The 12,404-nt window shown below is 39.0% G+C and carries 14 protein-coding genes and 1 tRNA gene; 14 read left to right on the forward strand and 1 reads right to left on the reverse strand.

All coding sequences use genetic code 11. From position 1 onward, the window contains the following. The first annotated feature begins 36 nt into the window (after positions 1 to 36). The 5 genes from pgsA to ACJV45_RS02820 all read left to right on the forward strand — a co-directional run bounded on the left by pgsA (position 37) and on the right by ACJV45_RS02820 (position 3,769). The gene (gene pgsA, locus ACJV45_RS02800) at positions 37 to 651 is read left to right on the forward strand and encodes a CDP-diacylglycerol--glycerol-3-phosphate 3-phosphatidyltransferase (RefSeq protein WP_419397604.1); all 615 of its coding nucleotides are present in this window, start codon (positions 37 to 39) and stop codon (positions 649 to 651) included. 5 nt (positions 652 to 656) lie between these two features. Continuing rightward, positions 657 to 1,373 (forward strand): CinA family protein, encoded by a 717-nt coding sequence (locus ACJV45_RS02805; RefSeq protein WP_004120703.1) that lies wholly within the window; start codon positions 657 to 659, stop codon positions 1,371 to 1,373. Further along, positions 1,360 to 1,593, forward strand: coding sequence for a DUF3046 domain-containing protein (locus tag ACJV45_RS02810; protein WP_016810559.1), 234 nt, complete (start codon positions 1,360 to 1,362; stop codon positions 1,591 to 1,593). Before ACJV45_RS02805 ends, ACJV45_RS02810 begins: the two co-directional genes overlap by 14 nt. A 211-nt stretch (positions 1,594 to 1,804) precedes the next feature. Beyond that, positions 1,805 to 2,959 carry a recombinase RecA gene (gene recA, locus ACJV45_RS02815; protein WP_415686304.1) on the forward strand — a complete coding sequence of 385 codons (1,155 nt, stop codon included), beginning with the start codon at positions 1,805 to 1,807 and terminating at the stop codon, positions 2,957 to 2,959. Positions 2,960 to 3,043: 84 nt separating this feature from the next. Continuing rightward, positions 3,044 to 3,769 carry a regulatory protein RecX gene (locus ACJV45_RS02820; RefSeq protein WP_419397605.1) on the forward strand — a complete coding sequence of 242 codons (726 nt, stop codon included), beginning with the start codon at positions 3,044 to 3,046 and terminating at the stop codon, positions 3,767 to 3,769. A gap of 10 nt (positions 3,770 to 3,779) precedes the next feature. Here ACJV45_RS02820 and thrC read toward each other — a convergent pair whose 3' ends face one another. Continuing rightward, positions 3,780 to 5,297: a threonine synthase gene (thrC, locus tag ACJV45_RS02825; protein ID WP_419397606.1), complete on the reverse strand. Its 1,518-nt coding sequence runs from the start codon at positions 5,295 to 5,297 to the stop codon at positions 3,780 to 3,782. A 72-nt stretch (positions 5,298 to 5,369) separates the two neighbouring features. Between thrC and ACJV45_RS02830 the strand changes: the two genes are divergently transcribed. From ACJV45_RS02830 to ruvA, 9 genes are all read left to right on the forward strand, one after another. Continuing rightward, positions 5,370 to 6,728: a glutamate-5-semialdehyde dehydrogenase gene (locus ACJV45_RS02830; RefSeq protein WP_419397607.1), complete on the forward strand. Its 1,359-nt coding sequence runs from the start codon at positions 5,370 to 5,372 to the stop codon at positions 6,726 to 6,728. A gap of 49 nt (positions 6,729 to 6,777) precedes the next feature. After that, on the forward strand, positions 6,778 to 7,353 hold the full coding sequence (locus ACJV45_RS02835) for a phosphoribosylglycinamide synthetase (RefSeq protein WP_419397689.1): 576 nt from the start codon (positions 6,778 to 6,780) through the stop codon (positions 7,351 to 7,353). Between the two features lie 49 nt (positions 7,354 to 7,402). Next, the gene (gene nadD, locus ACJV45_RS02840; RefSeq protein WP_419397608.1) at positions 7,403 to 8,239 is read left to right on the forward strand and encodes a nicotinate-nucleotide adenylyltransferase; all 837 of its coding nucleotides are present in this window, start codon (positions 7,403 to 7,405) and stop codon (positions 8,237 to 8,239) included. 125 nt (positions 8,240 to 8,364) lie between these two features. Next, a complete protein-coding gene (locus ACJV45_RS02845) occupies positions 8,365 to 9,387 on the forward strand; it encodes a ribose-phosphate diphosphokinase (RefSeq protein ID WP_032812207.1) in 1,023 nt (340 codons plus the stop codon). A 76-nt stretch (positions 9,388 to 9,463) separates the two neighbouring features. Further along, a tRNA-Gln gene (locus ACJV45_RS02850) sits at positions 9,464 to 9,534 on the forward strand. A 106-nt stretch (positions 9,535 to 9,640) separates the two neighbouring features. Continuing rightward, entirely contained in the window at positions 9,641 to 10,303 is a 663-nt protein-coding gene (locus ACJV45_RS02855) for a CDP-alcohol phosphatidyltransferase family protein (RefSeq protein WP_419397609.1), read from the forward strand. Positions 10,304 to 10,368: 65 nt separating this feature from the next. After that, a complete protein-coding gene (locus ACJV45_RS02860; protein ID WP_004113651.1) occupies positions 10,369 to 11,127 on the forward strand; it encodes a YebC/PmpR family DNA-binding transcriptional regulator in 759 nt (252 codons plus the stop codon). 6 nt (positions 11,128 to 11,133) lie between these two features. Continuing rightward, a complete protein-coding gene (gene ruvC / locus ACJV45_RS02865; protein ID WP_004113652.1) occupies positions 11,134 to 11,715 on the forward strand; it encodes a crossover junction endodeoxyribonuclease RuvC in 582 nt (193 codons plus the stop codon). Between the two features lie 48 nt (positions 11,716 to 11,763). Further along, positions 11,764 to 12,402 (forward strand): Holliday junction branch migration protein RuvA, encoded by a 639-nt coding sequence (gene ruvA, locus ACJV45_RS02870; protein ID WP_415684140.1) that lies wholly within the window; start codon positions 11,764 to 11,766, stop codon positions 12,400 to 12,402. The last annotated feature ends 2 nt before the right edge of the window (positions 12,403 to 12,404 follow it).

Below are 12,404 nucleotides of genomic sequence, written 5' to 3' on the forward strand. Positions count from 1 at the left end.
TACCATATTTGTGTAGCTTTATGGAGGTATTTATAAATGTTGAAAAACAGTAAGTCTAAATTACTTGAAGGTTGGGATTATGCTCCTAATGTAATGACATACATAAGGATTATTCTTTCTATTCTATTTATAATTTTATATTTGGTTGCAGGTCCTTGGGGATATGCTTCTACTGCAATACGTTGGTCAGTGTTTGTTTTGTTTGTAATTGCAGCTTCTACAGATAAATTAGATGGTTGGATGGCTAGAAAATACAATCAGGTAACTGAGCTTGGTAAATTACTAGATCCTATAGCAGATAAGCTTCTTATGCTTTCCGCGCTTATTATTGCGTCAGCTTTTGGAGAACTGTATTGGTGGATTACTGCTTTGTTTGTTATTCGTGAAATTGGCATAACTATTTTACGATTCTATGTTATAAATAAGGGCGGTAAAGTAATTGCAGCATCTTCTGCTGGAAAGTTTAAGACACTTTCTCAGTCAATTGGTATTGCAATGCTTCTCGCTCCTATTGTTCCTATTTTCTGCGTAAATAATATTCCACTTTGGGTGATTTGCTATTACTCCATTTCTTACGGTTTGATTGGAATTGCAATAGGTTTTGCTACTTACTCTGGTATTCTTTATGTGAACGACGCTTTGAAGCACTGATAGATATGTGTAGTGACTCCGTAAGTGTTTTAGCTAGTGAGATTCTTGATTTTTGCGATAAACATTCTTTGCATATCGCATGTGCTGAGTCTTTGACTGGGGGTCTTCTTTCAGATTCGTTTGTAAAGATTCCTGGCGCTTCTAGAGTTTTTCTTGGGTCTGCTGTTACTTACGATATTCGTGAAAAATCTAAGATACTTGGTGTGGATTGCGATTTACTAAAATCGTGTGGTGCTGTAGATGAGCGAGTAGCAAAGCAAATGGCGTTTGGCGCAGCAAGATTATACAGTGGATCTGGCTGGTGTTATAAGCGTTTTGAGCAACAAAAAGATGTTGACAATCCTGATTTTCCTATTATTGGATTGTCAACTACAGGTGTTGCTGGACCTGGTTCTGATGCAGGTAAACCAGCTGGATTGGCGTATACTGGTGTTTTTGTTCCAAATATTACCGATAAATCTTACTCTTCTCTTGACTCTGAGGCGATTTCTTGCAAGTTTAATAGAATAAAAAATTGCGTTTTTGATTGTAAGTGTGGAAAAATTAGTAATTTCTCTTTGGAGAAATGTGATTTTTATTCTTGTGATTTAGGATTGTTGATTTCTGCTCAATTAAATATTTCTGGTAATCGTGAAGATGTTCGAAACGGTGTCGTTTATGCGTTAATCAAAATTTTGCATTCCATAATTTTTGAAGATTGGATTTTTGATGCGCGAGCGTGAATTTTGGGAACTTCTTGAAGAGGTATTTGGTAGGGAGTTTGGCAGGAGTATCGCAAAAGATCAGGAGCTGCAAAAGCTTAATGGCATGAGCGCGCGTGAAGCGATTGATGCTGGAATAGAGCCAAGAATTGTCTGGAATATTTTATGTGATCATATGAATATTCCTGATAGTAAGAGGTGGGGTAAAGATCATAATGCTCCACCAATGCCAGCAAAATAGATATTTTCGTTGGAATTTCAAGTCAACACACTTGTCGAACAAATGTTCGTTTATGGTGTATAATGTCAATTGTTGGGCTTCTTGCAGCGTGATAAGTGCCTATTGTGTTATTGGGTAAAACCTTTAACCACATTGCTCTAAAACGCTTGCATAGTCATTATGTATTGCATTAACGTCGTCAATACATCGGCATGCGAAAGGAGTAGCAGATATGGCACAACAAGCAAAAAAGGTTACAGTGAATCGTCTTATTGATGCAGACAAGGCGGATCCTCGTAGAAAAGCAGCGTTGGAAACAGCTCTTGCCAATGTTGAAAAACAATATGGTAAAGGTTCCGCAATGCGATTGGGTGATAAACCATTACAAGACGTGGAGGTCATTCCTACTGGCTCAATAGCTCTAGATATGGCTCTAGGAATTGGTGGCGTTCCTCGTGGGCGTATTGTGGAAGTTTATGGTCCTGAATCTTCTGGTAAAACAACATTAGCTTTGCATATTGTTGCTAATGCGCAAAAGAATGGCGGTATTGCCGCGTTTATTGATGCTGAGCATGCTTTAGATCCAGTTTATGCGCGTAAATTGGGTGTTGACACAGATTCTCTTATTGTTTCTCAGCCAGATAATGGTGAACAAGCATTAGAGATTGCTGACATGCTAATTCGTTCTGGTGCTTTAGACGTTATAGTAGTTGATTCTGTAGCAGCTCTTGTTCCAAAAGCGGAAATTGATGGAGACATGGGAGATAGCCATGTTGGTTTACAAGCGCGCTTAATGAGCCAAGCTTTAAGAAAAATGACTGGTGCATTGTCTCAAGCTGGAACAACAGCAATATTTATTAATCAGCTTCGTGAAAAAATTGGTGTATTCTTCGGTAACCCAGAAACAACTACTGGTGGTAAAGCCCTTAAATTCTATTCATCTGTTCGAATGGATATTAGACGAGTTTCTACTATCAAAAATGGTGAAGAGGCCGTTGGAAATCGTACTAAGGTAAAGATTGTAAAGAATAAAATGGCTCCGCCTTTTAAAACAGCAGAATTTGATGTTCTTTACGGAGAAGGAATATCAACTGAAGGTTCTGTAATCGATATGGCTGTACAGTGCGATGTTATCAAAAAATCTGGTTCCTGGTTCACTTACGAAGGTGAACAACTTGGGCAAGGTAGAGAGAACGTTCGCCAATTCCTCAAAGATAATCCTGCTATTACAGAAGAGATTAGCGATAAAGTAAAAGTAGCGTTTGGTCTAATGAAGCCAGAAGATCAATTCGTTGAGGTAGAAGATGAAGATGACAATTCTCAGTCAGTATCATCTTCAAGTGCTGATAATAAAACAAACACTTCAAAAGGCAGTGATGTCAAATAAAACGATATTAAATAAAATTATTAAAACAAAGTTGAATTTAGCTTATTCATATCATATTGGCTGATTCAGTGAAAAGAATAGAAGATGATTAGTGTAGAGAGTTTTCTTCGCAATCATAAACCTGTTGATTCTTATTATTCTGCAGAAAATGAGTGTGAAAAAGTAGAAGAATCCGAAGCTAATGGTTGTGATTTAACAACAGTTGGCGCTAGTGATTCTTATGATAAGTCATTCGACAGCTCGAATAATAATCATGAAGATTATTGTGAAGAAAACTCTTCTTACTCCTTGCGAAAGTATAATTTATTTAATGGCAGAAAGCCTACTAAAAAAGTAGATGCTAAAAAAGCCTCTGATTTTGACGATTGTAGAGAATCTGCTTTACGATTGCTAGATTATTCAGCTAGATCTTCCGATGATTTAAAGAATAGACTTATAAATAAGGGTTATAAAGAGAATATTGTTGAATCCGTAATAATTCGTTTGGAAGAATTACATTTGGTTGACGATGAACAATATGCTAGATCCGTTATACGCTCATGTGTATCTAGATTGTTGGGAGAACGTGCGACTCGCGTTGAGCTACAAAAAAAGGGTGTTTCTTCCGCTGTGGTCTATTCAACATTGCAAGAAGCTAGAGAAGCCGGTGTTTTTGAAGAAGCTGCATGGGAATTAGGCAGAAAGTTATCGTTAAAACTTAAAAGCCTAGAAGATAATGTAAAAAGACGTAGGTTCTTTTCTGCAGGAGCTAGAAAAGGTCATGATTTAAGCACGCTAAACGAAGTATATTATGCTTTGTTTAAGTCTTAAACCAAAATCTTCAGCAAATTTCGTTAGCGCACTTAAGAACATAATCTGACATATCTTCGACGTTAATAACATCATTAAAACGAGCAGTCTTATTTTTAAGTTCACTCAACATACTAGGTGACTTAGTGGAGGTTTTCTTTTCAAGAAGCTCCATGCATCCAAAGTCATCTAAGTCTTGAACGTTTAATCCCAGAGACTGGCAAACAACCCTCGGGAATTTGTAAGGGCTTGCGGTGCTCAAAAGAACACGCGGGACATTAGAATCATGAGGAATATGATTCATAACAAAGTATCCGCAAGCAGTATGCGGGTCTATAACATAATTATGATTATCCCAACATTCTTTTATCGAGTCGCGAATCTGCTTCTCGTTTGCCCATCCGCAACCAAAAAGTTTCCTAATTTTATAAAGAACATTATCTGGTATTTCAAAAGCGCCCCATTGTTGTAAATCATTCATAAGCATTTGCAACAGTCGTGTATCTTTATCGCACATGTAGTAAAGCATGCGTTCTAAATTAGAAGAAACAAGAATATCCATAGACGGTGCAATTGTTTGGTTAAATGGTCGAATCTTGTTATATGTTCCACTGACCAAAAAGTCAAACAAAACATTGTTGCTGTTGCTTGCTACAATCAAGTGTTTTACAGGAAGACCAAGCATTTTCGCATAATATCCAGCAAGAATATTTCCAAAATTGCCAGTAGGGACACAAAATTCCACTTCATCACCAAGTTCAATAACGCCTTGCTCAACAAGTTTAGAATAAGCGTAGAAGTAGTAAACAACTTGAGGAATAAGTCTGCCAATATTAATCGAATTAGCAGAAGAAAGCAGTGCGTGATTATTGTTTTCAACTGTTTCATTAATTGAATTGTTAGTAAATATTTGTTTAACGCCGCTTTGCGCATCGTCAAAATTTCCTCTAACAGCACATACTTTTACGTTATCTCCACTTTGAGTGGTCATTTGCAATTCTTGAATTTTACTTACTTTACCTTCTGGGTAAAAAGTGACCATAGAAGTGCCTTCAACATCCGCAAACCCAGCTAACGCAGCTTTTCCTGTATCTCCCGAAGTGGCTGTAAGAATCATAACATTTTGATTAGAATCAGATACATCTTTTGTGTGACTAATGAATTGCGGCAAAATTTGCAAAGCAACATCTTTAAAAGCACAGGTAGGACCGTGGAAAAGCTCTAGAACAAAATCATTATTATTGCCAAGAGCCTTTAAAGGAGTAATTTCAGTATCTTCCCACTGACTTCCATAAGCCTTCTCTACACAATCATCAAGCTCGCTAGATGTAAAATCTGGAAGGAGAATTTGAAGAACATCTTTAGCAATCTGTTTATAAGTTTTTCCAGAAAGATTAGAAATATCGTAACGAGTTTCACCAAGGCAATCTGTAACAAATAATCCACCATCATCTGCTATTCCTCTACGAATAGCTTGCTTCGAGGTATAGGTTTTAGAGCTTGACCTAGTGCTGTGAAACATAACTGTATTCGTAGTGTTTTCTGCCATGATTCCTCCATTTGTGCTAATTGGTATACATGTTACCTGAAGAGGTGGAGCCTAAGCACTGCTATTGCTAATATGTTCAATATGATTAATCTTGATACAAAGTTAGATGAAACGCATAGTAATGCACAAAGCAATATGTCTAAAGATTATGGGGACTCTATAGATTCTATTGTTTTTTCTAGAGCGGATGCTTCGCGAATAGCACAGCGTGAATTTGCTAAAGCTAATACCAATTTTAAAAATAATCTTCTAAATGCTATTGCTGATTCTATTGAAAATAATGCAGAATTTATTGAAAAAGCAAATAAGCAAGACTTAGAAAAAGCCAAAAAAAATGGTATGGATGCTGGAAAACTAGACAGACTTAAATTTGATGAAGAAAGAATAGTTCAGTCTGCAAAAAGTATTAGAAAAATAGCGCAATTGCAAGATCCTGTTGGAGAAGTTGTTCGTGGATACACGCTAGAAAATGGTCTTAGACTTTCTCAAGTAAGAGTTCCAATCGGTGTAATGGGAATTATTTATGAAGCCAGACCAAATGTGACTGTTGACGTTGCATCTCTGTGCATAAAATCTTCAAACGCTGTAATTTTAAGAGGCGGTAGTGCAGCTGAGCGCACGAACCATGCAACAATTTCTATAATCAAGCAAGTCTTAAAAGATTTTGGTGTAAGTGAAAATCTTATAGAATCTGTTGACGATCTTGGAAGAAGTGGCGCAACGTCAATGATGCATGCTCATGGTCATATTGATGTTCTTGTTCCTAGGGGAAGTGCAAATCTAATCGCTGCAGTTGTTAAAGAATCAACAGTTCCAGTTATAGAAACTGGCGCTGGAAACGTTCATATTTACGTGGATAAAACAGCAGATTTTGAAAAAGCGATACCAATTATTGTAAATGCAAAAACTCAAAGAGTTGGAGTTTGTAATGCTGCAGAAAAATTGCTTGTAAATCAAGATATTGCCAAAGATTTTCTGCCAAGAATTGCAAGCGAATTAGCTAAACATAATGTTTTGATTCATGCTGATGAAGAATCCTACAATATTCTGTTTGATTCAAATATAAATGGTTTGCAGTTGGAACGTGCAAATGAGGATGATTGGAGTCGTGAATATCTATCTTTGCAAATGGGAGTAAAGATTGTAAAAGATGTTGAGGATGCTGCGGATCATATTACAAAGTATTCAACGGGACACACTGAGACGATTATTGCTGAAGATTATTTAACAATCAATGATTTTGTGTCATCTGTAGATTCAGCTGTTGTTATGGTAAATGCTTCAACAAGATTTACGGACGGCGGCGAATTTGGTTTTGGAGCAGAGCTTGGAATTTCCACTCAAAAATTACATGCCAGAGGTCCGATGGGCTTGAGAGAAATGACAACCACAAAGTGGATTGGTTATGGAGATGGTCAAATAAGAGCCTGATGCTCTAAATCGTGACAGATAATAAGGTATTAAGAGTAAGGTTATGAGTATGCCAAATACACAGGAATCAACTAAATCAGATAATGTATACGCGAAAAGCGAATCATATGGCGTGTCTGATTTTAATGTTTTAGATGCTTTAGATATTTCCGCTGAGCGTTTATCCATAGTCCGCTATGTGTTTTTAGTGCAAATTGAAGATGGTATTGCGTCTGCATCTCAAAGATCTTCTCTTGAATATGCTGATGCAATATTAATGGGTTGGCCAGATAGGGATAATCGTACTGTTTACAAGCCTCAGGATAATGCTGCTTTAGATGAGATTAATCAGAATTTGAGAAAAATGGAAGATAATATATCTCAATTCAGTAATCTTGAACGTTGCGGTGAAGTAGATAATATGGCAGATGTTCTTATTAAGATTACAGAATCTGTTGCAAAGATTAGAAGTATTTTCCAGCCCGATTTTCCTCTTCCAACATTTGAAGAGATTAAACGGGTTGTTCAAGATGAGTGGAATGAGGAAATGGGCAATATTAATCCCGATAAGGCGAATGTTGCCTCTAGTGTTATCGATGAGGCTAAGGCAGATGATGCTGCTGATTTGCTTGATGGCGCAAAATAATCATGATGCTTAATTTTGTGTATTTTTAACAAAATGTGGAAATGAATTAATGCAAAATAATCTAAACAACTCTAAAGTTGATTCACAAAATAGTCTTAAGTCAGAAGTAAAAGATTTTTCTGAAGAGCGTAGAATGTCTGACTTATTCCAAGTGTCTTTTAATGGCACTGAGGCTGCGCCGCCTGTTGTGGCAGGCGTTGCCAAACACCGTCAATCTGCTAGAGGTAATGTTCATCAGCGCCCACGAATAGGGATCATGGGTGGCACTTTTGACCCTATTCACAACGGCCACTTGGTAGCAGCTTCTGAAGTTGCATGGGTTTATGATTTAGACGAAGTCATATTTGTTCCTACAGGAAAGCCTGTTTTTAAACTTGATAAGAAGGTTACTAACGCAGAAGATCGATATTTGATGACTGTGATTGCAACTGCTTCTAATCCTAAGTTCACAGTTTCCAGAGTGGATATTGATAGACCAGGTGTTACTTATACAATTGATACGCTTCGCGATATTCGATCTCAGCATCCAGATGCTGAACTTTTCTTTATTACAGGCGCAGATGCTATTGCGGAGATTATGCAATGGAAAGATGCTAGAGAACTGTGGAATTTGGCTAGATTTGTTGCAGTAACTCGTCCTGGGTATTCTAGTCCAGAAAAGTTTACTCAAATTGAGGCTCATGTGTATTCAGCGGATTCTTGCGACGATATGATTAATTGTCACAGTCATCGTTTCCCGGTTGACATTTTAGAAATCCCAGCACTAGCAATTTCTTCTACTGATGTTCGTAAGCGCGCTGAGCACGGGGAGCCTGTATGGTATTTGGTTCCAGATGGAGTTGTTCAATACATTGTTAAGCATGGTTTATACAGACGCGATTTGTGATTATTTGAAATCTTTTGCAATGATTTGTTGTGTATGAAACGGCTTAATGATTATAGTCTGCGCAAATAGATAGTATTAATCACAGTCCGTTTTTGTGGGCTGTTAGTGGACTAGCGTTTGGAGATATGGTGAGCATCGTCCTTGAAGGAAAGCCAGATAAAAACCTTGTTCTCGTAACTGGTCGCGCGCATCCGAAGCTTGCTCGAGATGTTGCAAATCAGCTTGGTATAGAAGTATTGGAAACAACGGCATATGATTTTGCCAATGGCGAGATGTATGTTCGTTACACTCAGTCTGTGCGAGGAACAGACGTGTTCGTGCTGCAAAGTCATAGCAATCCAGTCAATAAATCCATTATGGAACAATTGATTATGATTGACGCTTTGAAACGCGCATCTGCTCGTTCTATTACCGCTGTGTGCCCGTTGCTTGGATATTCAAGACAGGATAAAAAGCATCGCGGTCGTGAGCCTATTTCTTGCCGTTTGATGTTTGATTTGCTTAAAACAGCAGGCGCAGATCGAATCATGAGCGTTGACTTGCATGCGGCACAATCTCAGGGATTCTTTGATGGTCCTGTAGATCATTTGATTGCTATGCCAGTGCTGGTTGATTACGTTCGAGATCGTTTCAGCGAAGATTTAGACAATGTAACAGTTGTTTCGCCAGACGCAGGTCGAATCCGCGTTGCAGAACAGTGGGCGCAACGTTTAGGCGGAGGTCCATTGGCTTTTGTTCATAAGACTAGAGATATTACCCGTCCAAATCAGGCTGTAGCAAATCGTGTTGTTGGTGATGTTGCTGGGCGTGATTGCGTCATGGTTGATGACTTAATTGACACTGCTGGAACAATCGCAGGCGCTTGCAATGTTCTTAAGGATGCTGGTGCAAAGTCTGTTACGGTTGTTGCAACTCACGGCGTGCTTTCTGGTCCTGCAGTTGAACGTTTAAAGAATTGCGGAGCTAGGGAAGTGGTGTTAACGGATACTGTTCCAATTCCAGAAGAAAAGCGTTGGGATGGGTTAACTGTTCTTTCAATCGCCCCACTTTTGGCAAGTGCTATTAAAGCTGTGTTTGAAGATGGGTCCGTTGCAAAGCTGTTTGACACTTATCCAGAGCATCATGGTAAGGGATTCTTGTTTGCGTAAATCCTATTTCGCCACGCCAAACTTGACGATGTCAATTGTTATGGCATAATAGTGACTTGGCGGTTTTTTCCGCCGTTCCCTCATGGTGTAATGGCAGCACACGGGTCTTTGGAACCCTTTGTCTTGGTTCGAATCCAGGTGAGGGAGCTAGAAATTGCGCCGCTTAATTTTAAGCGGCGTTTTTTATTAGCATAGTTTGTTGATAATGCGTGTATGAGTAGCTTGTTTAATCTAGGAAGGCGTTTTATTAGATATGTTGGAATCTTTAAGAGGCGGATTCAAGCGTGTTATTGCGCCTATTGCTAAGCTGCTTGTAAAATTTGGCTGTACAGCAAATGGCGTTACTGTTTTCGGTGCTTTGGCTGTTGTAGTAACCTCAATTTTTGTTTCTATAACTGGCTGGCTTTTATTTGGTACAATTTTGCTTACGATTTTTGTTCTTGCAGATGCTTTGGATGGTTCAGTCGCTGCTTTAACTAATCAAAATGGTGGAACGAAATTTGGTGCGTTTTTGGATTCTACTTTAGATAGAATCGCTGATTGGTCTCTATTTTGGTGTGTTTGTATTTGTTTATATCGTGCTAAAAATATCAACATATGTTTATATTTGCCAGAATATGTTAATGGTTTTATAAAATATTGCGGATTAGTTTGTTCACTAATAGCAATTATGGCTGCTTTTGTAACCTCATATGCTAGAGCAAGAGGTGAGTCTGTTGGAGTGGAAGCTAAAAAAGGTTTGATCACTAGAGCAGACAGAGTGGCTATTATATTGATTTCAATGGGATTAAGTGGATTAACTGGCTGGCTTTTATGGCTTAGTTTAGCCATGCTTATCCTTTGTATCGGTGGTGTTATAACCGTTATACAGAGGATTTTTGAAGTTAAAAATTTGCTTAAAAATACTAGCGTATGACGATTTGTCGCTAAAGAGCATTAAAATCATCACGTTTACGTAACCGTACACTTTTTAGGAGTATCATGTCAGGTCATTCCAAGTGGGCGACCACAAAGCATAAGAAAGCCGCTATTGACGCTAAGCGCGGCAAGCTTTTCGCCAAGCTTATTAAGAATATTGAAATCGCTGCTCGTCTTGGTGGTGGAGACCCTGATGGTAACCCAACTTTGTACGATGCAATCGTTAAGGCTAAAAAAGCTTCTATGCCAGCAGATAATATTAAGCGCGCTGTTAAGCGTGGTTCTGGTGAAGAAGCAGGCGGCGCAAACTACGAAGAGATTGTTTACGAAGGCTATGCTCCAGCAGGTGTTGGATTGATTATTGAGTGCCTTACTGATAATCGTAACCGCGCTGCAGCAGACGTTCGCTCCACTCTTACAAAGGGCAATGGTTCTTTGGCTACAAGCGGTTCTGTTAGCTTCAATTTTGAGCGTAAGGGCTTGATTGAAGTTCCTAGCGAAGGCGTTGACTATAGCAAGCTTTTTGATATTGCTGCAGAAGCTGGTGCTGAAGATGTTGCTGACGATGGAGATGTGTATTCCGTATACACTGATTCTAGCGATTTGGTAACTGTTCGTAAGGCTTTGCAAGATGCTGGTTTTGACTATGATTCCGCAGAAATCGTTATGCATCCAAACAATGAGGTTGAATTGAGCTTTGAAGATGCTCAGAAGGTGTCTCGCTTGATTGACAATCTCGACGATTTGGACGATGTCCAGAATATTTACAGCAACTGGACTGCTTCGGATGAGGTTATGGCTCAGCTTGAGGAAGCAGAATAGTTTCCTATGATGATTTTGGGCGTTGACCCCGGGCTTACTCGCTGCGGGGTCGGCGTGATTGAAGCCGGCGTTTCTCGTCGGCTTTCTTTTATTCACGTCGATGTATTAAGAAGTGATCCTAAGACTTCTCAAGATTTAAGATTGCTCGAAATTTACAATGGACTGGTGGAGAAAATCGAAAGGTTTTCGCCAGATACAATTTCGATTGAGCGTGTTTTTGCTCAAGAAAATCGAAACACTGTTCTCGGTACTGCTCAAGTTGCTGGTGTCGCAATGTTGGCTGCTGCCCAGAGAGGTATTCCTGTAGCTTTGCATACTCCTACAGAGGTTAAACTCGCTGTTGCTGGAAATGGAAAAGCGGATAAAACTCAGGTAGAGCGCATGGTTGCTCGTCTTTTAAATCTTAATGTTTTACCGACTCCTGCAGATGCAGCTGATGCCTTGGCTCAAGCGATTTGTCACGCGCTTCGCCCAGCAGGAGCTTTGCAAGGAGGAGAGCGAGAGCAACATTTAACTGAGGCTCAACGAAAGTGGGCTGCTTCTTTGCGTTCTGCTAGCAGACATTCTTCTGTCGGACGTGACATGTAGTATGTTTTATAGAACAGATGTTCTATTTGTCTGGAAAGGTGAGCGCTGATGATTGGTATGCTTAGTGGCGTTATTGAATCAGTTGATTCTCGATGTGCGCTTATCTGTGTTAGTGGTGTTGGCTATGAAGTTTATATGCCATCGTCTGATTTAGCTGCGCTGCATGAAGGTCAAGATGTTAAGGTTTATACGTCTTTACAAGTAAGTCAAGATGCTATTACTCTTTATGGTTTTACGAGTTTGCCTGCAAAGCGTATTTTTCTTCAAATTCAGCAGAAAGTTAGTGGCGTTGGTCCTAAAGTTGCTCTTTCTTTACTTTCCACTTTAAATGTGAATCGTTTATTGCAGGCTATTGCAGATGGTGATATCACTGCATTGTCTTCTGCTCCAGGATTAGGTAAAAAGGGTGCTCAAAAAATTGTTCTTGAACTTAAAGGTTCTATTGACGTATCTCAATTAAATGAAGATGATACTTCTAAAGATTCAAAATCTTATAAAAAGGAATTTGATGAATCTGGCATCAGCAAGGTTGTCGATGGACTTATGTCTTTAGGGTGGAAGCAGTCAGATGCTCAAAGAGCGGTTGAAAACGTGTGTAATAGTGAAAAAATTGCTCTACCAATCAGTGATTCAGATATGTCTAATGTTTTGCGTATGGCATTGGCAGCGTTAGATAGAGGCAGGTGATT

Origin of the sequence: Gardnerella lacydonensis (assembly GCF_048545055.1) — a bacterium.
In the GTDB taxonomy this organism is placed as follows: Bacteria; Actinomycetota; Actinomycetes; order Actinomycetales; family Bifidobacteriaceae; genus Bifidobacterium; species Bifidobacterium vaginale_C.

Coding starts and splice junctions, on each gene's coding strand:
- ACJV45_RS02835 (WP_419397689.1), top strand. CDS start 6,778: ATGCCAAATACACAGGAATCAACTAAATCAGATAATGTATACGCGAAA.
- pgsA (WP_419397604.1), top strand. CDS start 37: ATGTTGAAAAACAGTAAGTCTAAATTACTTGAAGGTTGGGATTATGCT.
- ACJV45_RS02805 (WP_004120703.1), top strand. CDS start 657: ATGTGTAGTGACTCCGTAAGTGTTTTAGCTAGTGAGATTCTTGATTTT.
- ACJV45_RS02860 (WP_004113651.1), top strand. CDS start 10,369: ATGTCAGGTCATTCCAAGTGGGCGACCACAAAGCATAAGAAAGCCGCT.
- ACJV45_RS02855 (WP_419397609.1), top strand. CDS start 9,641: ATGTTGGAATCTTTAAGAGGCGGATTCAAGCGTGTTATTGCGCCTATT.
- ACJV45_RS02830 (WP_419397607.1), top strand. CDS start 5,370: ATGTTCAATATGATTAATCTTGATACAAAGTTAGATGAAACGCATAGT.
- ACJV45_RS02810 (WP_016810559.1), top strand. CDS start 1,360: ATGCGCGAGCGTGAATTTTGGGAACTTCTTGAAGAGGTATTTGGTAGG.
- thrC (WP_419397606.1), bottom strand. CDS start 5,297: ATGGCAGAAAACACTACGAATACAGTTATGTTTCACAGCACTAGGTCA.
- ACJV45_RS02845 (WP_032812207.1), top strand. CDS start 8,365: ATGGTGAGCATCGTCCTTGAAGGAAAGCCAGATAAAAACCTTGTTCTC.
- ruvC (WP_004113652.1), top strand. CDS start 11,134: ATGATGATTTTGGGCGTTGACCCCGGGCTTACTCGCTGCGGGGTCGGC.
- recA (WP_415686304.1), top strand. CDS start 1,805: ATGGCACAACAAGCAAAAAAGGTTACAGTGAATCGTCTTATTGATGCA.
- nadD (WP_419397608.1), top strand. CDS start 7,403: ATGCAAAATAATCTAAACAACTCTAAAGTTGATTCACAAAATAGTCTT.
- ruvA (WP_415684140.1), top strand. CDS start 11,764: ATGATTGGTATGCTTAGTGGCGTTATTGAATCAGTTGATTCTCGATGT.
- ACJV45_RS02820 (WP_419397605.1), top strand. CDS start 3,044: ATGATTAGTGTAGAGAGTTTTCTTCGCAATCATAAACCTGTTGATTCT.